The sequence below is a fragment of the Microbacterium sp. NPDC057659 genome (genome assembly GCF_042799915.1).
GTDB lineage: Bacteria > Actinomycetota > Actinomycetes > Actinomycetales > Microbacteriaceae > Microbacterium.
On sequence record NZ_JBHVHU010000001.1, the window covers coordinates 775,362 to 796,606 of the forward strand.

At 68.6% G+C, this 21,245-nt stretch carries 20 protein-coding genes and 1 other RNA gene; 11 read left to right on the forward strand and 10 right to left on the reverse strand.

What is annotated here, in order from left to right; genetic code table 11:
- Positions 1–39: 39 nt before the first annotated feature.
- Entirely contained in the window at positions 40–1,062 is a 1,023-nt protein-coding gene (locus ACFVAE_RS03760) for an Atu2307/SP_0267 family LLM class monooxygenase (RefSeq protein ID WP_378888025.1), read from the reverse strand.
- Positions 1,063–1,159: 97 nt separating this feature from the next.
- On the opposite strand from ACFVAE_RS03760, the gene ACFVAE_RS03765 reads away from it, so the two are divergent.
- Positions 1,160–2,083: a MerR family transcriptional regulator gene (locus ACFVAE_RS03765; protein ID WP_378888028.1), complete on the forward strand. Its 924-nt coding sequence runs from the start codon at positions 1,160–1,162 to the stop codon at positions 2,081–2,083.
- 249 nt (positions 2,084–2,332) lie between these two features.
- The gene (locus ACFVAE_RS03770) at positions 2,333–3,109 is read left to right on the forward strand and encodes a DUF5677 domain-containing protein (protein ID WP_378888030.1); all 777 of its coding nucleotides are present in this window, start codon (positions 2,333–2,335) and stop codon (positions 3,107–3,109) included.
- Positions 3,110–3,145: 36 nt separating this feature from the next.
- On the opposite strand, the gene ACFVAE_RS03775 is transcribed toward ACFVAE_RS03770, so the two are convergent.
- Positions 3,146–3,733, reverse strand: a complete 588-nt coding sequence (locus ACFVAE_RS03775) for a hypothetical protein (RefSeq protein WP_378888032.1) — start codon at positions 3,731–3,733, stop codon at positions 3,146–3,148.
- Between the two features lie 360 nt (positions 3,734–4,093).
- On the opposite strand from ACFVAE_RS03775, the gene ACFVAE_RS03780 reads away from it, so the two are divergent.
- Positions 4,094–4,606, forward strand: coding sequence for a site-specific integrase (locus ACFVAE_RS03780; protein ID WP_378890468.1), 513 nt, complete (start codon positions 4,094–4,096; stop codon positions 4,604–4,606).
- Between the two features lie 79 nt (positions 4,607–4,685).
- Here the strand turns inward: ACFVAE_RS03780 and ssrA are convergent.
- Together ssrA and ACFVAE_RS03790 are read right to left on the reverse strand one after the other, a co-directional pair.
- Positions 4,686–5,055, reverse strand: a transfer-messenger RNA (tmRNA) gene (gene ssrA, locus ACFVAE_RS03785).
- A gap of 137 nt (positions 5,056–5,192) precedes the next feature.
- Complete coding sequence (locus ACFVAE_RS03790) at positions 5,193–7,133, reverse strand: collagen binding domain-containing protein (protein WP_378890471.1); 1,941 nt, start codon at positions 7,131–7,133, stop codon at positions 5,193–5,195.
- Between the two features lie 93 nt (positions 7,134–7,226).
- Here ACFVAE_RS03790 and ACFVAE_RS03795 point away from each other — a divergent pair, with 93 nt between their 5' ends.
- Entirely contained in the window at positions 7,227–7,892 is a 666-nt protein-coding gene (locus tag ACFVAE_RS03795; protein ID WP_378888034.1) for an SIMPL domain-containing protein, read from the forward strand.
- Between the two features lie 113 nt (positions 7,893–8,005).
- Here the strand turns inward: ACFVAE_RS03795 and hflX are convergent, their stop codons facing one another.
- A complete protein-coding gene (gene hflX / locus ACFVAE_RS03800; protein WP_378890474.1) occupies positions 8,006–9,334 on the reverse strand; it encodes a GTPase HflX in 1,329 nt (442 codons plus the stop codon).
- A 250-nt stretch (positions 9,335–9,584) separates the two neighbouring features.
- Here hflX and ACFVAE_RS03805 point away from each other — a divergent pair, with 250 nt between their 5' ends.
- On the forward strand, positions 9,585–10,229 hold the full coding sequence (locus ACFVAE_RS03805) for a class I SAM-dependent methyltransferase (protein WP_378888037.1): 645 nt from the start codon (positions 9,585–9,587) through the stop codon (positions 10,227–10,229).
- A gap of 16 nt (positions 10,230–10,245) precedes the next feature.
- Here ACFVAE_RS03805 and dapF read toward each other — a convergent pair whose 3' ends face one another.
- The 3 genes from dapF to ACFVAE_RS03820 are packed head-to-tail and all read right to left on the reverse strand — an operon-like array spanning position 10,246 to position 12,141.
- Positions 10,246–11,118: a diaminopimelate epimerase gene (gene dapF / locus ACFVAE_RS03810; protein ID WP_378888039.1), complete on the reverse strand. Its 873-nt coding sequence runs from the start codon at positions 11,116–11,118 to the stop codon at positions 10,246–10,248.
- Positions 11,119–11,153: 35 nt separating this feature from the next.
- Entirely contained in the window at positions 11,154–11,597 is a 444-nt protein-coding gene (locus ACFVAE_RS03815; RefSeq protein ID WP_378888042.1) for a GNAT family acetyltransferase, read from the reverse strand.
- Entirely contained in the window at positions 11,563–12,141 is a 579-nt protein-coding gene (locus tag ACFVAE_RS03820; RefSeq protein WP_378888045.1) for a dihydrofolate reductase family protein, read from the reverse strand. Before ACFVAE_RS03820 ends, ACFVAE_RS03815 begins: the two co-directional genes overlap by 35 nt.
- 74 nt (positions 12,142–12,215) lie before the next feature.
- Between ACFVAE_RS03820 and ACFVAE_RS03825 the strand changes: the two genes are divergently transcribed.
- Entirely contained in the window at positions 12,216–12,461 is a 246-nt protein-coding gene (locus ACFVAE_RS03825; protein WP_378888047.1) for a PLDc N-terminal domain-containing protein, read from the forward strand.
- On the opposite strand, the gene miaA is transcribed toward ACFVAE_RS03825, so the two are convergent.
- Both miaA and miaB read right to left on the reverse strand, forming a co-directional pair.
- Positions 12,447–13,349 (reverse strand): tRNA (adenosine(37)-N6)-dimethylallyltransferase MiaA, encoded by a 903-nt coding sequence (gene miaA / locus ACFVAE_RS03830; protein WP_378888050.1) that lies wholly within the window; start codon positions 13,347–13,349, stop codon positions 12,447–12,449. The two genes, ACFVAE_RS03825 and miaA, sit on opposite strands and share 15 nt — an antisense overlap.
- Before the next feature lie 16 nt (positions 13,350–13,365).
- A complete protein-coding gene (gene miaB, locus ACFVAE_RS03835; RefSeq protein ID WP_378888052.1) occupies positions 13,366–14,913 on the reverse strand; it encodes a tRNA (N6-isopentenyl adenosine(37)-C2)-methylthiotransferase MiaB in 1,548 nt (515 codons plus the stop codon).
- A gap of 146 nt (positions 14,914–15,059) precedes the next feature.
- Here miaB and ACFVAE_RS03840 point away from each other — a divergent pair, with 146 nt between their 5' ends.
- From ACFVAE_RS03840 to ACFVAE_RS03860, 5 genes are read left to right on the forward strand one after another with little or no spacing between them, the layout of a single operon-like run.
- Positions 15,060–16,370, forward strand: coding sequence for an efflux RND transporter periplasmic adaptor subunit (locus ACFVAE_RS03840; RefSeq protein WP_378888054.1), 1,311 nt, complete (start codon positions 15,060–15,062; stop codon positions 16,368–16,370).
- Positions 16,367–17,059 carry an ABC transporter ATP-binding protein gene (locus ACFVAE_RS03845; RefSeq protein ID WP_378888057.1) on the forward strand — a complete coding sequence of 231 codons (693 nt, stop codon included), beginning with the start codon at positions 16,367–16,369 and terminating at the stop codon, positions 17,057–17,059. The genes ACFVAE_RS03840 and ACFVAE_RS03845 overlap by 4 nt, the downstream gene beginning before the upstream one ends.
- Positions 17,056–18,288, forward strand: a complete 1,233-nt coding sequence (locus tag ACFVAE_RS03850; RefSeq protein WP_378888059.1) for an ABC transporter permease — start codon at positions 17,056–17,058, stop codon at positions 18,286–18,288. Before ACFVAE_RS03845 ends, ACFVAE_RS03850 begins: the two co-directional genes overlap by 4 nt.
- A gap of 26 nt (positions 18,289–18,314) precedes the next feature.
- Positions 18,315–19,193, forward strand: a complete 879-nt coding sequence (locus ACFVAE_RS03855) for a hypothetical protein (protein WP_378888062.1) — start codon at positions 18,315–18,317, stop codon at positions 19,191–19,193.
- On the forward strand, positions 19,190–21,211 hold the full coding sequence (locus ACFVAE_RS03860) for an HlyD family efflux transporter periplasmic adaptor subunit (protein ID WP_378888065.1): 2,022 nt from the start codon (positions 19,190–19,192) through the stop codon (positions 21,209–21,211). The genes ACFVAE_RS03855 and ACFVAE_RS03860 overlap by 4 nt, the downstream gene beginning before the upstream one ends.
- The last annotated feature ends 34 nt before the right edge of the window (positions 21,212–21,245 follow it).

A 21,245-nucleotide genomic window follows, 5' to 3' on the forward strand; every position in this document is an offset into this window, starting at 1 on the left:
ACTACGCGGCGATGCGGGCTGCGTCCAGCGCGCTCCTCGTCAGGCGATCATGTCCTTCACCATGGGAACGACCTTCTCGCCGTAGAGCTCGATCGAGCGCTGGTGGGCGGAATGCTGCACCGGCTGATCGTACTTGAAGTCGAAGCGGTCGACCTTCAGCACCTGCAAAGTCGCGGCGATCTTCCGCGCGACGGTCTCGGGCGAGCCGACGTACAGCGCGCCGGTCTCGATCTCGCGCTCGAAGTCACCGACGGCGGGCGGCGGCCAACCGCGCTCCTGGCCCATCCGGGTGCGCATCGCGAACCAGCCGTCGCGCACGAGGGCGTGCCCCTTCTCATCCGTCTCGGCGACGAGTCCCGGCGAGTGCACGGCCACCGGCTGACGCTCCACACCGAACTGGTCCTGCGCGCGCTCGAACAGGTCGATGTACGGTGCGAAGCGCGCTGCGGGCCCGCCGATGATCGCGAGGAACAGCCCGAGTCCGTGCCGTGCGGTGCGCACCACGGAGTCAGGGCTGCCGCCGACGCCCACCCAGGCCCGAAGTCCGTGCTCGGTCGTCGGGAAGACGCGCTGGTCGGTCAAGGCGGCGCGGGTCGAGCCCTCCCAGGTCACGGGCTGCTCCTTCAGCAGCGCTGCGAGCAGGTCGAGCTTCTCCTCGAACAGCACCTCGTAGTCCTGCAGGTCGTAGCCGAAGAGCGGGAAGGACTCGATGAACGAGCCGCGCCCCGCGACGATCTCGGCACGGCCGTTCGAGACGGCGTCGAGGGTGGCGAAGCGCTCGAAGACGCGAACCGGATCGTCGGAGCTCAGCACAGTGACCGCCGAGCCGAGCCGGATCCGCTCGGTCTTGGCGGCGATGGCCGACAGCACCATCTCAGGGCTCGACACCGCGAAGTCGGGGCGGTGATGCTCGCCCACGCCGAAGAAGTCCAGTCCCGCCTCATCGGCGACGACCGCATCCTCGATCAGATCCCTGATCACCTGTGGATGCGGGAGACTCTGCCCCTCGGCGTCCTTGGTGACTCCCCCGAACGTGTCCAGCCCGAACTCGATGTCGCTCATGTCAGGCTCAAACATCCATGCATCCGAATATATTCCGAGCCTCCGACGCCGGCAGGTGACCTTGACACCGTGACAATCTCAGCGGTGGAATATGAGGATGCTCATCGGTGAGGTCGCGGCGCGGACCGGCATCAGCGCACGGATGCTGCGCCATTACGACGGGATCGGCCTGGTGTCCCCCAGCGAGCGCACCGCAGGCGGGTACCGCCGCTACTCCGACGACGACGTGCTGCGCCTGTTCCGGGTCGAGGCGCTGCGTGCGCTCGGCCTGGACCTGCCGGAGGTGGCCGAGGCGCTCGAAGGGCCGGCGGCCGCTCCCGATCAGGTGCTCGAAAGGCTCGCCGCGCTCACCCGCGAGCGGATCCAGCACCAGCTGCAGCTGCTCCATCTGCTGGAGCGGGTCAGCGGCGCCGGACTCGACGACAATGCCGATGCGCTCGACATCATCGGGCTGCTCCACGGCCTGCCCTCGGACGAGCCACCGGCGAGCGGACCGACGACACCACCGGCGCCACCGACTGTCGCTGCCCCGGCCACATCCCGCGCTCCGGTGCCGGAAGAGTCCGCGCCCGAGAAGCGCGACCCGAACGCCGCCGGAGCACTGGACTGGGCGCTCGCCCGCATCGGCGATCGCGCCGTCCCGCTGCTCAAGGCGTCCCTGGAGTCCCCGGATGTCGCGCAGCGCCGCAAGGCGGCCGTGACCCTGGAGAAGATCGGCACCGCACGGGCTCTGGCCGCACTCGCCGGAGCTCTCGCCGACTCCGACACCGTCGTGCGCTCGCGCGCAGCGCTGATACGTGGCCGACGGGGCGACCTCGACGCCGTCCCCGCGCTCGTCGACCTGATCGTCCACGGCACGGACGACGTGGAGGCGATCGAGCTGCTCGTCGGCCTCGCCGCATCGCCTCAGGCGGCATCGGAGATCATCGGGATGATCTCCGAGCGCATACCTGGGGCAGACGCGGACGCGCGTGGACGCCTGACCGGCGCCCTCGCAGAAATGGAGAAGCCCGCCTCCTGAGGAGACGGGCTTCTTCCCGTATGACAGCGGTTCTGTGGAGCTGGGGGCAATCGAACTATGCCGTGAGCCGCACGAGCACGTGCATCCCGCGACATTCCGCACCCGCTGGTATCCGTTCAGACCCGTATCACCCGGGTCATATCCGCACTTCCGTGGGCAAAATGTGGGCACGCGGTCAGGCGTACGGTCCCTATGTGGGGCCTGCCTTGAATTTTCCGCGGGGGCGCTGCTCTGGTGCACGATGGGCGGATGGGACAAGAAACGGTTGGTGGTGCGGAGCTCGATGTTGACGCGCTCGGTGAGTTCATCGACGAGTGCATCGAGTACTTCAGGTTCGACGACGGCGTCGAGGTACGGAAGGACCGGGTTCGACAGTTCCAGATGCTGTTCGGACTGTGTGCGCAGGTGATCCGCTATGCGAAGGGGTGGAAATCGCTCCTGTCAGCTGGCCTACCGATCGAGGGAAGGCTGTTGGTGCGGAGCGCAATTGAGTACGCCGTGACGGCGCAGTACGTGTACCTCAGTGTCGGAGGGCTCGACAGGCTGTTCAAGTCGGCCCAGTCCGGTCAGCGCGAGCTCCTCGCACGCCTCCACCGCTACACAGGGAACGGCGAGTACCTCGACCTCGCTGAGGCTGTGGACGTGCCGCAGGCGGGGAACGGTCTACCCACCATCGACCAGCTCTTCAACATCGTTGATCCCGAGGATGTGATCTTCCGGCAGTCGTACGCGCTGCTGTCACAGGCCACGCACGTTACGACGACCTCCCTGACTCAGCACTACGTCGTGACAGGCGACGATCCGAGGTTCCTTCAGCTGAACCACCACTCGGAGGCAGATACGTTCCGGGCGCAGACGACGTACACACTCGCACTTGCGGTGATGGCTGTCACCTGGATCGTGGCTCACGTCCTGGGCGACCAGGACACCCTGGTTAAGCTGGACCAGAACTCGGACGACCTACGATTGCCGTTGCGCTACGACGACTCCTGGCCCGTCAACCTTCGCTCGTTCTCGGACGGCTGAGCCTCGTGGCGGGCCCGGAGCGCGGGCGCCCGGGGGTCAGGTGGTAGCGGGCTGCCAATCCTGTCGGGGTGGCTCACCATATGTCTCCATGATCCGCGCGCCGTCACTCTGCAGGGACGAAGTCGGCAGGTTATGGGACAGCCATGCCGAGAACATCTCGACGGTGGTGGCGGACCATTCGTGGGCGGGTCGGAGCATCTGCGCTATCTCCTCGTCGAGTACTCGGTGCACGCCGCCGGCCGCGTCAATGTCGTCGAGTGACTTCCCCCACAGCTTCATGCCCTCTAGGTGGCGCAGGGCCAGCCAGTCACCGGAGAGGTCATCAGCGTCGATGCAGGAACGGTAGACGGCTATCCGCGCTCGGAGCTCCCACAGGCGTTCTTGCATCGGCTGATCGGCTTGGATCGACGCCATAGGAGCGAGTGCCACGATCACCTGTGCACCTGCGTCGAGCCGGCGGACCGCGACTGCATCCTCCCGCGCGTTCTTCCGTTCGGCTCGAAAGAGACCGATCGCGATGAGCGTCGGGACGAGTATGCCCAGCAGCGGGATAACGAAGTCGCTGAGTATGGCGCCAGTAACGGCGTTCTCGGCAGGCGGGGTCTTGGCGAGGTAGAAGAACATGGGGCTATTCTCGCGTGCCCCACCAGCGCGGCATGGGGTCTCCGAAGCCTTGCGAGTTTGGCGCTCGCTTGCCACGGCTGCTGTTGCAGGAGAAGTGGCAGTGGCGGAAGTTGTCCGGGTCCTCTTGCAGCTCGGGGTACGTGTCGACGTCCTTCGCGTGGTCGAGGGTGTGGGAGTCGGGTGTCGTCGCCTGCGGGACGGTGTAGTCGATGTCGCCTCGGCAGAGCCAGCATCTGGACTGGTCGTGCTCGCCAGGGTCTGGGCTCGCGTCGAGCCGCTTCCCCTCTTCGAAGAACTCGTCGCACCTATGGGCTGCTCGTCCTGGTCCTCGCGTACTGCGGCCTCAGATAGTCGGAAGCGATCGGGCTGCGCGTCCGCGACGTGAACCGCCTGCGGAAGCGCCTCCACGTGAACCGTGCCGCGGTGGAGGTCGACGGAGTGATCGAGCTCGGCGCGCCGAAGTCGTGGGAGAAGCGCACGGTCCCGTACCCCGCGTTCCTCGACAAGCCCCTCAAGAAGCTGTGCGAGGGGAAGACGAACGACGCCCTCGTGTTCGCGACACCGAACGGCCACTACCACCGCCGTGCGAAGACGAGCGAGGGCGCCGGATCCTGGTTCGCTCGCGCGACCGAGGAAGCCGGGCTCGAGCGCCTCACCCCGCACGACCTCCGGCACACGGCGGCGCCCCTCGCGATCAGCTCCGGCGCGAACGTGAAGGCAGCGCAGCGGATGCTCGGCCACAAGTCCGCGGCGATGACGCTCGACACGTACGCCGACTTGTTCGACGACGACCTCGACGACGTCGCCGCCCGTCTCGATGAGCGTGCGACAGCTGCGGATGTGGGCAAAGTGTGGGCAGACGTCGCCGCCTGACGAGTTATCCACAGACGCAAAAAGGCCCGCCTCCCCAGTGTTTACCAGGGAGGCGGGCCTCTTGTTGTACGACAGCGGTCTGTGGAGCTGGGGGGAATCGAACCCCCGTCCGACGCTGAGTCTCCACGCCTTCTCCGGGCGCAGTCTGTGCAGACGTTCTACTCGGCTCCGACCTTTGTCACAGACACCTAAGTCGACAAGCCCAGCCTGGGAAGAGTCCCATGTGACGTCCAGACGCCGTCACACAGCAAGATTCCTAGATGACGCCAGGATCCGTATCGGAATCACATACGGCCTGACGGACTATCGGGCTCGCTTACGCAGCGAGGGCGAAGTCAGTGCGCTTTGCATCGGCACTTATTGTTTTGCAGGGGGCGTTCACGAGATAACCCTGCATCCTCGGCCCGCTTCTCGTGGATTCACAGGCGCCGTCGAAACCGATCAGCCCCGTGGACCTTCTTGCGAAGGAGCCGCTGTCGCACTGTTGATTTACCACCTCGGATGCTTCCGCAGCCGAGCACTACAGACTACAACGGATGCAGCCCCCGCGCCATTCCGCGCCCGTGCGAATGAGCGCCGGTCGAAGTCAGACCCGACGCCGCCGGGCCAGCAGCAGAGTGATCGCGCCGGCAGCCAGCAGGGCAGCCCCGGTGCCGATCGCGGGCCACGGGTCCACTCCGGTCGTGGCGAGCCCGCCCGAGCCGCCCGACGGGGCCGACGGAGCAGGCTCCGGCGAGGTGGTCGGGTCAGGCGTCGGTGTCGGCGTCGGCGTGACCGCCACCGGCGTGAGGACGAAGTCCTGACCCTCGATCAGTTCACCGGCATCCGTGATGGTGATCGTGCGCGTCGTCGGGGACGCCGACACGAACCCGTCCGGCAGGAGGACCTCGATCACGTACTCCCCGGGCGGCAGGTCGCCGAGCCCGTAGGCTCCGTCGGCGTCGGTCTTCGTGGTCGTGGTTCCCTCCGGACCGGTGACCCGCAGGGTCGTCCCCGGCTGCGGAGCACCGTCAGTCGTCGTGACGGTTCCCGCGACCTCGCCGAGGCGGGCGAGCGCGAAGTCCACGTCCGTGATGTCGTCGCCCGCGACGGTCTCCGCACGCGAAGCCGCCCCGGACACGATGTATCCCTCCGGCGCCTCGACGCGCACCGTGTACGAACCGGCGTCGAGCCCCGGGAAGGAGTAGGTGCCGTCGGCGGCCGTGACCGTGCTGAGTTCTCCGCCCGGCCCTCCTGCGGTGACGACGACGCCTCCCAATCCGGTGCCGGCCGCGGTGACCGCTCCGGAGAGGGTCGGCTGCGCCTGCAGCACGAAGTCCTGATCGGTGATCGGCGTCTCCGTGCCCTCCGGCACCGTGAACGGCGCTGGCGAGGTGATGACCGTGTACCCGTCGGGCGCGGTGACGGTGAGTGTGTGGGGGCCCACCGGAACGTCGTCGATCAGATAGGTGCCGTCGGCGCGAGTGCGCACGGTCGTGCCGTCGTCCAGCGTGATGATCGCGCCGGCGATCGGCTCGCCTCCGGCATCACGCACGGTTCCGGAGACGGCTACGGGCACGATGTCGCGCACGGAGAAGTCCGCAACGCCGTCGGCGTCGGTCAGGTCGACGGCCCGGCTGGACTCGTCGCTGATCTTTCCCGCCGGCGGATCGATCTCAACCGTGTAACCGGCGGTGGCCACGGCGGCAGGGAAGTCGTATGCGCCATCGGCCCCGGTCGTGGTCTCACCGATCACGGCTCCGTTCACGTCGATGAGCCGCACGGGGACGCCGGCGACGGGAGTGCCCGCCGTGGTGTCCTGCACGGTGCCGGTCACGCCGCGGGTGATCGCGCTGAACCAGGTCTGATAGACCGGGAATCCCGATCGGCGCGTGAAGGTGAAGGTCAGGGATGAGATCGACGCGCTGGGCTGGAACCAGGCGGCTGCACCCGAGGTGTCCTGCGCGGCGGCATTGCCGGTGAGAGTGCTTGTCGCGGCATCCCAGATGGGGATGTCCGTCGCATCGCCTGCGCACGACGGCTTGCCCGCGACACCGGGAGCGCAGTAGTTGAACCCGTTCTGGAAACCCAGCTGCGCGGCCGTGAGCGTCACGCCGTCGGGGCCGATCGCGTGGATCCGCACCGCGTCGGCATCGATGTCGCCGAGCGTGAACGCCCAGCCGGAAGGCGGAGTCGACTGCGCGAACGTGTACGTCGTGATCGACGGCGAGGTCGCGTTGTCGGCTTTCGGCCGGAGGTTCAGGTATTGCTGGCCACGGCTGGAGCCGTACACGGCACCCACCGGCGTCCCCTCGGACAGCCAGGTGCTGGCGCCGGAGATCACACCGACGGATCCCGAGCGCGAGGTGCTCGTGAACGTGGCGTCGAGCTGTGGCGTCGATGCGATCGACACCGCCCCGGTGTAGGCGCCGGAGACGCCGGTCATCAGCGCCCACTGCGCCCAGGCTCCCACCGTCGCGGCGCTCGCGGTCATCGTCGTCGTCAGCACGGCGGCAGCGGCCAGAAGGCCGATGACGCTCCCCCTCATCAATCGCACGGGGATCATCCTGGCATACCAAATTCGGGCTAACCAGGTCTGCGGCCGTTTCCGCGGGGTGGAAGGTGCCGTAGAGTCCCCCTCATGAGCGACGTCATCATCACGGTCCGAGGCGAGAACGAAGCCCGCATCGCGCCGGAGCGCGCGGTGATCCATCTGACGATCCGTGCCGAAGGACGCGAACGCGCATCCGCGGTGGACGAGGCCACGCGCCTCGCCGAGCCGGTCCGCCAGAGCATCGTCGACCGTAACGACTCGGATGCCGTCGTGGAGTGGTCCAGTACCCGCATGACCGTGCATGCGGAGCGTCCGTGGAACAACGATGGCAAGCGCCTCGCGCCCGTGTATCACGCGGCCATCTCCTTCACCGTGACGTTCGCCGAGGCGTCCGAGCTCTCGCTCTGGGTCTCGGACGTCGCGGTGCGCGACGGCATCGAGATCGGCGGCGTCGACTGGCAGCTCACGCCGCAGACCAGGGCGCGCACCGAACGGGATGTCGCGGCGGAGGCCGTCTCCGTCGCGGTCGCCCGCGCCGAGGCCTACGCCGCCGCCCTGGGCCTGCACACGGTCACGCCCGTCGAGATCGCCGACCTCGGTCTGATCTCGCGTCAGGAGTCCGCCGCAGCGCCGCAGGGCAAGATGCTGATGCGCGCCGCGGCCTTCGACTCCTCAGCCGGCCCCGGCATGGTCTACGAGGCCGAGGACATCGTGGTGTCCGCGACCGTTGAGGCGCGGTTCAGCGCGAGCTGACGCCGCGCGCGGGTCGCCTCGCGAGCGCGCGAGACGAAACGTCATGATGTTCCTGGGGAACGCAGCGCGTTTCGTCTCGTCGCCGGCGCTCCTCGCTCAACGACCGGGGAGAGTCAAAGCGAGAACGGCGCGAGCTCCGCCGCGAGCCGCTCGGACACGTGCGCGTGGATCGCGGTGCCGTTCTCCTCGTGCTCCGCCGAGATCAGCACACCGCTCTCGTGCACGGCCGAGACGAGGTCGCCGCGGTCGTAGGGCACGAGGGCCCGCACCTCGACGGCGGGCATCGGCAGAGTCGCCTCGATCGCCGCACGCAGCTCCTCGATGCCCTCGCCGGTGCGCGAGGATGCGAAATGCGCACCGGGGACGAGCCCGCGCAGCACGAGGCGCTCGTCTTCGCTCAGCAGGTCGGCCTTGTTGAACACCACGATCTCGGGGATGTCACGCGCGCCGAGATCGCCCATGACGTCGCGGACGGTCTGCAGCTGAGCCGCCGGGTCAGGATGCGAGCCGTCCACGACGTGCACGATCACGTCCGACTCGGCGACCTCCTCGAGCGTGGAGCGGAACGCCTCCACGAGCTGGTGGGGCAGATTGCGCACGAACCCCACGGTGTCGGTGAGCGTGTACACGCGACCGTCCGCCGTCTCGGAGCGCCGCACCGTGGCATCCAGCGTCGCGAACAGCGCGTTCTCGACCAGCACCCCCGCGCTCGTGAGCGCGTTGAGCAGACTGGACTTGCCGGCGTTCGTGTACCCCGCGATCGCGACCGACGGGATCGCGTTGCGGTGCCGCTCGGCGCGCTTGGCCTCGCGCGCGGGCGCGAAGTCGCGGATCTGCTTGCGCAGCAGCGCCATCTTGGTGCGGATGCGGCGGCGATCCAGCTCGATCTTGGTCTCGCCGGGTCCGCGAGACCCCATGCCCGCGCCGCCGGCACCGACCTGGCCACCGGCCTGGCGGCTCATCGACTCTCCCCAGCCGCGCAGGCGTGGCAGGAGGTACTCGAGCTGCGCGAGCTCGACCTGCGCCTTGCCCTCGCGGCTCTTGGCGTGCTGGCTGAAGATGTCGAGGATGACAGTGGTGCGGTCGATCACTTTGACCTTGACCACGTCCTCCAGAGCACGCCGCTGGCTCGCGGCGAGCTCGGTGTCGGCGATGACCGTGTCGGCGCCGACGGCGCGCACGATGTCACGCAGCTCTTCCGCCTTGCCGCGGCCCAGGTAGGTCGCCGGGTCCGGATGCGGGCGGCGCTGCAGCAGTCCGTCGAGGACGACAGCACCGGCGGTCTCGGCCAGGGCGGCGAGCTCACGCAGCGAGTTCTCCGCGTCGTCCTGCGCGCCCTGGGGGTACACACCGACGAGCACGACGTTCTCGAGCCGCAGCTGACGGTACTCGACCTCGGTGACGTCCTCGAGTTCCGTCGACAGCCCGACCACGCGGCGCAGCGCATGCCGGTCTTCGAGGTCCCACTGGTCGCCGTCGGCGGAGCCGTATCCGGCGGTCGCCGAATCCTGCAGCGCCTGCGCGCTGCCGAAGACGATCGGGTCGATCCGCTGCTCGGCGTTGGCCAGCACCCGGTCCAGGGAGTCCTGCGTGTTGTCGTCGTTGTTGTTGGGGTTCGTCATCCGGTCCGGATTCCTGCTTTCTCAATAGAGCGTCTTAACCCTAGCCCGCTGCGTCCGCTACGCTCGCGGTATGGGGTCCGACCATTACTTCACCGCGACCCCGGCCAGTGCGGAGAACCTGCGGAACATCCGTGTCACCCTCGCCGGCCGTGATCTCGAGGTCACGACCGCCGGCGGTGTCTTCAGTCCCGACCGCCTAGATGCCGGAACCGCTGTGCTGTTCGCCAACATGCCGCCGCTGCCGCCGAGCGGGGATTTCCTCGACCTCGGATGCGGGTGGGGGCCGATCAGCCTGACCATGGCGCTGTCCGCGCCCCACGCCACGATCTGGGCCGTCGATGTCAATGAGCGCGCCCTCGATCTGACGCGCCGGAATGCCAAGGCCCTGGGCCTCACGAATGTCAACGCTGTGCTGCCCGACGATGTTCCCGATGACGTGGTGTTCCGCACCATCCGCTCCAACCCGCCGATCCGGGTGGGCAAGAACGAACTGCACGGCATGCTCGAGCGGTGGATCCCGCGGCTCGACGAGCGCAGCGATGCGTGGCTGGTGGTGCAGCGCAACCTCGGCGCCGACTCGCTGCAGCGCTGGATCGACGCGACCTTCGACCCCGGCTACAGCGTGTTCCGCGCCGCGACCGGCAAGGGCTATCGCGTGCTGAAGGTGCGCAGGCACGGCACCCCGCCGACGGAACCGGTGGTGCTCCCCTCCTGAGCCCGCGGCGCGCGGTTCAGGCCAGGTCGATCTCGCCGGTGTAGACCAATTGCGCCGGGCCGGAGAGAGCGACGTGCTCGCCGTCCTCGGCCGGGAACATCCGCACCCCGAGCCTTCCGCCCGGCACCTCGACGCGCCAGTCGTTCGGAGCCTTCTCTCCCGCCCAGTACCGCACGGCGAGGGCGGTCGCGGCGACGCCGGTGCCGCAGCTGAGCGTCTCCCCCACGCCTCGCTCGTGCACGCGCATCCGCACGTGCCCGATGCCGTCGCGCACGAGCGGCTCGCCGGGGACGACGAACTCGACATTCGCGCCGGCGGCGGGTGCGGGGTCGAGGACGGGAGTCGCATGCAGGTCGAGCTCGTCGAGCTCCTGCTCGGAGGCCAGCGCGACGACCACGTGCGGGTTGCCGACGTCGATGCCGGTGCCGGGACGCGGCACCGCCAGGCCGCGAGCCCGCACGAGAGGATCGCCGTCGACCAGCTTCCAGCGACCGAGGTCGACCTGGTAGCCGGTCTCGCTGCGCATCACATCCCGGACGCCGGCTCGCGTTCCGATCGGCAGCGTCGAGCCCGGTTCCAGGGTCGCGAGACCGGAGCGCACCAGGTAGTGCGCGAAGACCCGGATGCCGTTGCCGCACATCTCGGCGACCGATCCGTCGGCGTTGCGGTAGTCCATGAACCACTCCGCGTTCGGCTCCTCGGCGAGTGCGGCAGCGCCGTCGGCGATGGCCGCGGAGCGCACCACGCGCAGCACGCCGTCCGCGCCGATGCCGAAGTTGCGGTCGCAGATCACGGCGACCTGCTCGGGGCTCAGCTCGAGCGCGCCGTCGGGGTCGGCGATGATGACGAAGTCGTTGCCGGTGCCGTGTCCCTTGGTGAATGCGACCATGTGCTCAGTCTATTCAGCCTCGGCCGGTCGCCCGGTCAGACAGCGGACGCGGCCTGGGCATCCATGATCAGGCGCTTGCCGGTCATGCCGATGTCGAACCGTTCGTAGCCGATCCGGTCGTAGAACGCGAAGACGATCTCGTTCCCCGGCCGCACCATCAGCTGCACCTTCGGACATCCCAGCGCGCTCAGGCGGCGCTCGGACTCGTCCACCAGCATCCGTCCGATCCCCTCTCCGCGACGATCGGCCGCGCTGGCGAGGTAGTAGATCCAACCGCGATGACCGTCGTAGCCCGCCATGACCGTACCGACGATGCGCCCCGCGTCCACGGCGACGATGAGCAGGTCCGGCCACACCGCGAGCATCCGCTCGATGTCGGCATGCGGATCATTCCAGGGTCGGGTCAGACCGGCCTCTTCCCACAGTGCGACGACGGCGCTCTCATCAGCCCTGTCGAACGTCCTCAGCTGCACGGTCACTGGTGTCTCCGTTCTGCGCACCCTTGAGCACGCGGTAGCGCGTGCAGGCGAACGCCCGGTTTCGCGCGACGTCGATGAGTTCGAGATCAAGAGTACGGGGCAGCAACGGTGCGCCGGATCCCAGGGTCACCGGTGCGTACTGCACCCACACCTCGTCGAGCAGACCAGCGTCGGCGAACTGACCGGCCAGTTCTCCCCCGCCGACGACCCACAGATCGCGGCCGGACGCCGCCGCTGTCATGGCCTCGTGCACCGCGCGCACGTCACCCTGAGCGAAGCGGATGTCCGCGCCCGGGATCGCCGTCAGGTCGCGATGGGTGAGCACCCAGGTCGGCTGCTCGTAGTTCCAGGTGTCGCCCTCGTGTCGTCGGATCCACTCGTAGGTCGACGAGCCCATCACCAGCGCCCCGACCTCGGTGACGAACCCCGGGTACGCCATCGGCCCCTCCATGTCGATGTCCTGCCTGAGCAGCCAGTCCAGGGAGTGATCGGCTGTAGCGATGAAGCCGTCCAACGACGAGGCGGTGTAGAAGTGCGTGGTCATGCCCCCATCGTGCCTCCGGCCACGGACACTCGAAAGCGCTCGCCACGCGCACCGATGTGGTCCAGACTCGAATCATGGGATGCGACCAGAGGTCCGACAAGAAGCAGATCAGCGCCGGCGGAAAGGTGCTCCTCACGATCCTGGGTGTCGTGCAGATCGCGTTCGCCGCGCTGGCGTTCTGGGATCTCGCCACTCGCGACGCCCGTCAGGTGCGAGGGCCGAAGCCCGCGTGGATCCCCGTGATCCTGGTGAACTGGATCGGCCCAGCAAGCTACTTCGCGTTCGGCGTCAAGCCCGACGAGCTCTCAGTCAAGGAGTGACCCGGCGCCCGCCGCCGGTTCGATCCAGCGGATGCCGGGGTACCGCTTGAACCACGACACCTGGCGGCGTGCATAGCGCCGCGTGAGCGCCTGCGTCTCCGCGATCGCCTCGGCCTGCGACATCCGTCCGTCCAGCTCCGAGAGAGCCTGGGCGTAGCCGATCGCGCGCCGTGCCGTGACACCGTCCTCGAGGCCGTTCCCGCGAAGTCCGCGCACCTCATCGACCAGCCCGTCCGTCCACATCCGCTCGACGCGACGGTCGAGACGTTCGACGAGGACGGCACGGTCGACATGCAGACCCGTGATGCGGGTGTCCGGATGCCACAGTTCCGGTGCGTCCGGCAGCGCGGCGCCGTGCGTCGTAGAGCCCTGCGCGAGCACCTCCAGCGCGCGCACGACCCGTCGACCGTTCTTCGGGTCGATCTTCGCGGCAGTGGCGGGGTCCAGCGACCGCAGCCGGGCGAACAGCGCGCCGGCGCCGTTCGCCTCCAGTTCCGCCTCGAGCTCTGCGCGCAGCACGGCATCCCTCGGTGGGAACCGGAAGTCGAAGATCACGCTCGACACGTACAGACCGGAGCCGCCGACCAGGATCGCATCACCCCCGCGGGCGAAGATCGCTTCGATCGCCTCCCGCGCGAGCGGCTGATACCAGGCGACCGCGGCCTCCTCGGTGACCTCGCGCACGTCGAAGAGATGGTGTGGGATGCCGCGACGCTCGTCCTCGGTGAGCTTCGCCGTGCCGATGTCCATGCCGCGGTACAGCTGCATGGCGTCCGCGTTGACGATCTCCGCCGGATTCCCGTGCGCGCGCAGCATCTGCGCCAGATCCAGCGCGAGCTCGCTCTTGCCCGTGCCAGTCGCGCCGACGACCGCCCACAGACGCGTCATAAAGAGCGGATGCCGGTCACACGCCCACGCGCAGCGTGGGCAGCCCCAGACGCACCGTGCCTGCCGAGCCGGAGGCGCCGGGCTCGGGCAGTGCGCAGCTCTCGGCCTGTGCGCGGTCCCAGGCGTCACCGCCGCGGGTGCGGCGGATGCGCAACGGGGCACCGGTCGGGTCGTCGGCGAGCAGGTGGAACGGCGCGCCGTGGGTCACCTTCACCGTCACGATGTCGCCAGGGCGCGGCAGGTCGGATCCTGGCGTGACCTCGAAGTGCACGAGGCGGTTGTCCTCGGCACGGCCGGTGAGGCGGTGCGTCTCGGCATCCTTCTTGCCCTCGCCGACCGAGACCAGCACCTCGACCTCACGCCCGACCTGCTTCTGGTTCTCCTCGAGAGAGATGCGTTCCTGCAGGGCGATCAGGCGGTCGTAACGCTGCTGCACGACCTCCTTGGGCACCTGGTCCTCCATGGTCGCCGCGGGCGTGCCCTCGCGGATGGAGTACTGGAAGGTGAAGGCCCCCGAGAACCGGGCCTTCTCGACGACGCGCATGGTGTCTTCGAAGTCTTCGTCGGTCTCCCCGGGGAAGCCCACGATGATGTCGGTGGTGATCGCCGCGTTCGGGATCTTCTCACGCACCCGATCGAGGATGCCGAGGAACCGTTCGCTGCGGTAGGACCGACGCATGGCGCGCAGGATGCGGTCGCTGCCCGACTGCAGCGGCATGTGCAGCTGCGGCATGACGGCGGGCGTCTCGGCCATCGCGTCGATCACATCGTCGGTGAAGGCGGCCGGATGCGGGCTGGTGAAGCGGATGCGCTCGATGCCGGGGATCTCGCCTGCGGCGCGCAGCAGCTTGCCGAAGGCCTGGCGGTCGCCGAACTCGACACCGTAGGAGTTCACGTTCTGGCCGAGCAGCGTGACCTCGATCGCTCCGTCGTCGGCGAGCAGGCGCATCTCGTTCAGGATGTCGCCGGGGCGACGGTCCTTCTCCTTGCCCCGCAGGCTGGGCACGATGCAGAACGTGCAGGTGTTGTTGCAGCCGACCGAGATCGACACCCAGCCGCTGTGCGCGGAATCGCGCTTGGTGGGCAGCGTCGACGGGAACACCTCGAGCGCCTCGAGGATCTCGAGCTCGGCCTCGCCGTTGTGGCGGGCGCGCTCGAGCAGGCTGGGCAGCGAGCCCATGTTGTGCGTGCCGAAGACGACGTCGACCCAGGGCGCCTTGTCGAGCACGGCGTCCTTGTCCATCTGCGCGAGACAGCCGCCGACCGCGATCTGCATGCCCTCGTGCTTGTCCTTCTTGGACTTCAGATGGCCGAGCGTTCCGTACAGCTTGCCGGCGGCGTTGTCACGCACCGCGCAGGTGTTGATGATGACGACATCGGCTTCCTCGCCGTCGGCGGCACGGACGTAGCCCGCGCTCTCCAAGGAGCCGGAGAGGCGCTCCGAGTCGTGCACGTTCATCTGGCACCCGAAGGTGCGCACTTCATAGGAGCGGTGATGTCCCAGGGCATCGATCGCCGCCGACGACGGCGCGATGATCGTCGGTTCGCTGCGCGGAGTAGTCATGATGACTGCCATTCTACGAGCCGCGATCTTTATCGGGCTCAAAGGTAGCGCAACGGTCATGCTCCGCCCCGCTTCCTAGTTTCGATGCATCGGGCTCGTCATGAAGGCGGCGCCCTTCCCCGACCCGACAGGAGCACACGCCTGAGATGAGCCCTCGAACGTTCCTCGCCAGATTCCGCACCCGTACGAAGGTGCTGATCGCCGTCGCCGTCGTGATCATCGCCGCGGCGGCGGTCTGGGTGTTCGCCTTCCTGCTTCCCGCGCAGAACGCGAAGGCCGAGACGATCACCCGAACGGCGGCTGCGAGCCTGGAGACCCTGGAGAAGACCGTGCAGGGCACCGGCACCGCGACGCCCGCCGTGCAGGATGACGTGAGCTTCACTGTCTCCGGCACCGTCACCGCTGTCAAGGTCGCCGAGGGGCAGACCGTCGCCGCCGGCGATGTGCTCGCCACCGTCGACACGCTGCAGCTGAACGCCGACCTGCTCGAGGCCAAGGCGACGCTCGCCGATGCGAAGTCGTCGCTCGCCGACGCGCAGGATTCCGGGGCTTCGGATGCCCGTATCTCGGCGGCATCCGCGGCGGTGGATGCCGCGCAGGCCGATGTCGAGTCCGCCACCGGCGCCCTGTCCGATGCCACGCTCAAGGCCCCCGCCGCAGGGCTCGTGACCAGCGTCGGGATCGCCGTCGGCGACAGGATCACCGGCTCCGGCTCGTCCTCGTCTTCTTCCTCGTCGAACTCGTCGTCTCCGGCGTCCTCCGGCGGCAGCGGCCCGTTCGGCGGGGCGACGAGCACCACCTCCGACGACTCCGGCACGAGTACCGCCGCGTTCACCATTGTCAGCACGAGCGCGTGGTCGCTCGACGTGTCCGTCGGCGAGACCGACATCGCGAACGTGAAGAAGGGTCAGCAGGTCGAGCTGTCCACCGACGACGGCGACGAGTACTTCGGTGTCGTCACCGAGGTCGGGGTGCTGCCGAGCACCACCTCCGGCTCCGCGCAGTATCCGGTGACGGTCACCGTGACCGGCGACGGCAAGGGCCTCTACGACGGGGTCTCGCTGACGGCATCGATCGTCTACGAACGACGCACGGAAGTGCTCTCCGTGCCTTCGGCAGCGGTCACGACCGCAGACGGCAAGAGCACCGTCACCGTCGTCGCCGATGACGGCACCCAGGCCGAGAAGTCCGTCGAGGTCGGCGAGACGAGCGGTGGCTACACCGAGATCACCTCGGGTCTGTCGCAGGGAGACAAGGTGGTGGTGGCCAGCTTCACACCCGGCGAGGGCAACTCGGGACAGTTCCCGGGCGGAGGTCAGTTCCCCGGCGGCGGGCAGGTGCCCGGCGGCGGCCAGTTGCCCGGCGGCGGACAGATGCCCGGCGGCGGACAGATGCCCGGCGGCGGACAGATGCCCGGCGGCGAGTTCCCCGGCGGCGGGAACGGAGACCAGCGATGAGCGAACCCGTCATCGAACTGATCGGCGCGCGCAAGACATACCGCTCGGGCGACCTCGAGTTCGAGGCCTTGCGAGGGATAGACCTGCAGGTGCACGAGGGCGAGTATCTCGCGATCATGGGACCGTCCGGCTCCGGCAAGTCCACGCTCATGAACATCCTGGGATGCCTCGACGTGCTCACGGAAGGCGAGTACAGGCTCGGCGGCGAGGACGTGTCGCAGCTCAGCGAAGCCGCGCTTGCGCAGGTGCGCAACCAGCGGATCGGATTCGTGTTCCAGCAGTTCCACCTGCTGCCGTCGCTGTCCGCGCTGCGCAACGTCGAGCTGCCGCTCGTGTACGGCGGCGTCGGCAGGGCCGAGCGGCACGATCGCGCCGTCGCGGCGCTGACGAGGGTCGGTCTCGAGCAGCGCCTGCACAACCGACCGGGTGAGCTGTCCGGCGGACAGCAGCAGCGTGTGGCCGTCGCTCGGGCCCTGGTCGGCGAGCCGACGATGATCCTCGCCGACGAGCCGACCGGAAACCTCGACTCCACCTCGACCGAGGACGTGCTCGGTCTGCTCGACGAGCTCAACGACGCCGGGCGCACCATCGTGCTGATCACGCACGAGCACGACGTCGCCCAGCGCGCGGCGCGCATCGCGCTCGTGCGCGACGGGCAGATCGCCGAGGCCGCGGAGGTGGCCGCGTGAACTGGTCCGAGACCCTCAGCACCGCCTGGCATGCGATCCGCTCGCACACCCTCCGATCTCTGCTCACCGTGCTCGGCATCCTCGTCGGCGTCGCCGCTGTGGTCGTCACGGTCGGCCTTGGCCTCGGCACGCAGAAGGATGTCAGCGAGCAGATCAGCTCGCTGGGAAGCAACCTGCTCATCGTCTCGCCCGGATCAAGCACCGATTCCACCGGCATCCGCGGCGGGTTCGGCACGTCCACGACCCTGAAGGCGACGGATGCCACGGCGCTGCAGTCCGAGGTCGCGGCTCCGGACGTGAAGAGCGTGGCGCCCGAGAAGACGTCCTCCCTGTCACTGGTCGCGAACGACACGAACTGGACCACCACCGTCACTGGGACGACGACGGAGTGGCCCGAGGTGCGCTCCCGCACTCTGTCCGCCGGGTCGTTCTTCACCGAGGAGGACTACGCGTCGAACGCGCATGTCGTCGTGCTGGGTTCCGAGACCGCCTCCGAGCTGTTCGGCCGCACGGGTGTCGTCGGGCAGTCCGTGACGATCGACGGCACGGCCTTCGACATCGTCGGTGTGCTCGACTCCGCCGGCTCCAGCTCTTCATCCAACCTCGATGATGCCGCGATCATCCCGCTGACCACCGCGGCCAGCACGGTGATGGGCGGAACGAGCTCGTCCGCCGTGAACACGATCTACGTCAAGGCAGCCTCCGACGACGTGCTCTCCGGCGCTTATCAGGAGGTGCAGTCGATCCTGCTGAACCTGCACGGCATCACCGACGCCGACAGTGCCGACCTCACGGTCGAGAGTCAGGACGCCCTTGTCGACACCGCGACCGCGGTTTATCAGACCCTCACGGTGCTGCTGGCCGGTGTCGCCGCACTGTCGCTGCTCGTCGGCGGAATCGGCGTGATGAACATCATGCTGGTCTCGGTGACCGAGCGCACCAGGGAGATCGGGCTGCGCAAGGCACTCGGCGCCCCGCCCGGGGCGATTCGCAACCAGTTCCTGCTCGAAGCGACTGTGCTCGGCTTCGGCGGCGGCATCGTCGGCGTGATCCTCGGCATCGTGGTCGCCCTGGTGCTGCCTGCGATCATCGGCAGCTCCGTGGTGCTGTCGCCCCCGATCGTATTCCTCGCCATGGGCGTGGCCGTCGCGATCAGCCTCATCTTCGGGGTCTATCCCGCCACCAGAGCTGCACGGCTCGTGCCCATCGACGCCCTCCGCGGCGAATGATCTCCCCCGACTCAAGGAAAGAACACATGACACTCACCGCTTCTCGACTTCGTACTGCGCTGGTCGCCTCGTCCCTCCTGGTCGCGGGTGGGCTTCTGCTGGCCGGCTGCTCTTCCGCGGATGCTTCCGCCGATTCATCGAAGGGCGGCGGCTCGTCGTCGAATGCCGGGCAGCAGCAACGGCAGCAGCAGTCGCCGCGAGGCGTCAGCGGTCTGATCGCCTCGGCCGACGACGGACTGCTGCAGGTGCAGAGCACGAACGAGCAGACCTCGGTGCGCTACACCGACGACACCACGATCACCAAGCGGGTCGCTGTGGGCGCCTCCTCGATCGCCGTGGGCGACTGCGTGATGATCATGACGGATGCGGGTTCCGACACCAAGTCCGCGACCTCGGTGACGGTCACCGAGGCATCGGACGACGGGACGTGCGGCATGGGCGGCTTCCCTGGCGGCGGAGCACCATCCGGCGAGCGGCCGGAGGGCATGCCGACGGACATGCCCAAGGACCGCCCCACCGACATGCCCACGTCCGGGCCCGGTGGCCGCGGCGGCTTCGGATCGATGGTCTCGGGGGCCGTCACCGCGGTCTCCTCCTCGAAGGTGACAGTCGACGCCGTGTCGTTCGGCGAGGACCAGAAGACCACGAGCACCGAGGTGGCGCTGAACGCCGACACCACGATCACCGGCACGGCGGATGCCACCACCACCGACATCAAGAGCGGCCTGTGCGTGATGGCGACCGGCAAGGCCGATGACGCCGGCGGGTACGACGCCACTGCGCTCGTCCTCTCCGACCCGGACGACAGCGGGCAGTGCACCGGCGGCTTCCCCGGCGGCGGGAGGATTCCCGGCGGCCAGGCTCCCGACGGCAACGGCGGCGGACAGGGTGGAGACTCCGAATGACCGCTGACGACGACCTGTTCGATCTTTCGGACAGCGACGACATGCGCGCCGACGAGGCACCGGCCGCGGACACGCGGGCGCGACGTGGAGCCGGTGCGTTCTTCACCCGACGACGCAACCGCGTTCTCGTCGGCATCGCCGTGACCGCGCTGGTCCTGGCATCCGGTACGACGGCGGTCTATGCGGCGACCCGAGGAGGCGACGGCGACTACCGCACGGCCGTCACCGCGAAGGCGGACGTCACCGAGGCGCTCGACCTCTCCGGCCAGCTCGCGTCCGCGAAGAGCGCCGACGCATCGTTCCAAGTGGCGGGCACCGTCGCGTCCGTCACCGTCTCCCTCGGCGATGAGGTGACAGCAGGTCAGGCGCTCGCCGCTCTCGACACCGGGGATCTGTCGGATGCCGTGACCAAGGCCGAGGACACCGTCGCATCCGCTCAGCAGACGCTCGAAGACGATCTGGACGCCCAGTCGAACGGCGCTTCCTCGTCATCAGCCTCGGGCAACTCCTCCGGTTCGCCGGCGCTGCCGTCGACCGGCGGCTCCCCGCAGAAGAATCCGGGCGGATCGACCCCGGGCGGATCCACCCCGGGCGGATCCACCCCGGGCGGATCCACGCCAGGCGGATCCACGCCAGGCGAATCCACGCCAGGCGAATCCACGCCAGGTGGTGACAACGGACCCGGCGACAACGGATCCGGCTCCTCGAACGACGAAGCGACGAAGGCGGCGATCGCCGCCGTCACCACCGCTCAGCAGAAGCTGCTCGAGAAGTACGGGCAGTCCGTGTCCGCCGGCGAGGCGTCCCGTGCGGCGCTGACGTCGGCGCAACAGGTGTGCGCACCATTCCTGGACGCGAAGCTGGAGGTGCCCGCAGAGAACGGCAGCGCGGACGGCGGTGACGCCGCAGCGCTCGACGAGGCCGCGATAGCGGCGCTTCAGACCGCGCTGAAGGACGCCCAGGGCCAGCTCACGAACTGCCAGGACGCGGTCTCGGCGACGCAGTCGGCGCAGCAGACCACCGAAACCGCCAACGGTGCCGTGTCAGATGCCGCGAAGGACCTGAACGACGCGGTCACGGCCTTGCAGGAGCAGCTCTCGGCCTCTGACGGGTCCGGCACGGACTCCACGGACGGCGAATCGTCGCAGACCGGGACGACTGCCGGCACCAGCGCGTTCAGCTCGACTCTCGTGATCCGCACGGCCGCTGTGACCAGCATGGCGACGCCGGACGGAATGACCGGCGGCTCGGGATCGTCCGGCACGATCACCGCGGAGAAGATCCTCGCCGATCAGGCGGCGATCGACGCAGCCGAAGCCCAACTGGCGATCGCGAAGCAGGACCTGGCGCTCGCGACGCTCACGAGCCCGATCGACGGCACGATCGTCTCGGTCGGGATGGTCCCCGGCGACACGGTGAGCGCCGGTTCGGACACCGCCGTGATCACGGTGCAGAGCGCAGGCGGCTACGTCGTCGAAGTCGGCGTCGGGCTCTCGAGGATCGGCAAGGTCGAGGTGGGACAGGATGCCAAGGTGGTGCTGCCGGCGTTCGGAGCGGAGTACGACGCCACAGTCGCGTCGATCGGCGTGCTGAACACGTCGTCGACCTCCACACCGTCGTACACGGTGACTCTGGCTGTGGATGCCGGCGACGACACGCCGCGCATCGGTGCGACCGCAACGGCGACCGTGCAGCTCGCCGCAGCGAAGGACGTGCTCACGGTGCCCACATCGGCGGTGACTCGCTCCGGCTCCGCTGCGACCGTCGACGTCCTGATTGACGGTGCTGTGAAGAAGACAGCCGTCACTCTCGGCGCGGTCGGTGCGGAACGCACCGAGATCGCCAAGGGGCTCAGCGCCGGCGACGTCGTCGTGCTCGCCGACCTCGACCAGGCGATCACATCGGATGACACTTCGACCAGCACGCGTCTCGGTTCGGGCCGGTTCTCCTCGGGTGACTTCCCCTCTCCCGGGTCAGGCTCCGGAGGCGGCGACTTCCCGGCGCCTCCGGGAAGCTGATCCGCCCGACCGAGTGAGCCGAGGTCGTTCCTCG

Bases quoted from the DNA above. Each gene is read 5' to 3' on its own strand.
- miaB (WP_378888052.1), bottom strand. From the start codon at position 14,913: ATGACTACTCCGCGCAGCGAACCGACGATCATCGCGCCGTCGTCGGCG.
- ACFVAE_RS03845 (WP_378888057.1), top strand. From the start codon at position 16,367: ATGAGCGAACCCGTCATCGAACTGATCGGCGCGCGCAAGACATACCGC.
- ACFVAE_RS03855 (WP_378888062.1), top strand. From the start codon at position 18,315: ATGACACTCACCGCTTCTCGACTTCGTACTGCGCTGGTCGCCTCGTCC.
- ACFVAE_RS03840 (WP_378888054.1), top strand. From the start codon at position 15,060: ATGAGCCCTCGAACGTTCCTCGCCAGATTCCGCACCCGTACGAAGGTG.
- ACFVAE_RS03805 (WP_378888037.1), top strand. From the start codon at position 9,585: ATGGGGTCCGACCATTACTTCACCGCGACCCCGGCCAGTGCGGAGAAC.
- ACFVAE_RS03825 (WP_378888047.1), top strand. From the start codon at position 12,216: ATGGGATGCGACCAGAGGTCCGACAAGAAGCAGATCAGCGCCGGCGGA.
- ACFVAE_RS03820 (WP_378888045.1), bottom strand. From the start codon at position 12,141: ATGACCACGCACTTCTACACCGCCTCGTCGTTGGACGGCTTCATCGCT.
- ACFVAE_RS03790 (WP_378890471.1), bottom strand. From the start codon at position 7,133: ATGAGGGGGAGCGTCATCGGCCTTCTGGCCGCTGCCGCCGTGCTGACG.
- miaA (WP_378888050.1), bottom strand. From the start codon at position 13,349: ATGACGCGTCTGTGGGCGGTCGTCGGCGCGACTGGCACGGGCAAGAGC.
- dapF (WP_378888039.1), bottom strand. From the start codon at position 11,118: ATGGTCGCATTCACCAAGGGACACGGCACCGGCAACGACTTCGTCATC.
- ACFVAE_RS03765 (WP_378888028.1), top strand. From the start codon at position 1,160: ATGCTCATCGGTGAGGTCGCGGCGCGGACCGGCATCAGCGCACGGATG.
- ACFVAE_RS03760 (WP_378888025.1), bottom strand. From the start codon at position 1,062: ATGAGCGACATCGAGTTCGGGCTGGACACGTTCGGGGGAGTCACCAAG.
- ACFVAE_RS03860 (WP_378888065.1), top strand. From the start codon at position 19,190: ATGACCGCTGACGACGACCTGTTCGATCTTTCGGACAGCGACGACATG.
- ACFVAE_RS03795 (WP_378888034.1), top strand. From the start codon at position 7,227: ATGAGCGACGTCATCATCACGGTCCGAGGCGAGAACGAAGCCCGCATC.
- ACFVAE_RS03775 (WP_378888032.1), bottom strand. From the start codon at position 3,733: ATGTTCTTCTACCTCGCCAAGACCCCGCCTGCCGAGAACGCCGTTACT.
- ACFVAE_RS03770 (WP_378888030.1), top strand. From the start codon at position 2,333: ATGGGACAAGAAACGGTTGGTGGTGCGGAGCTCGATGTTGACGCGCTC.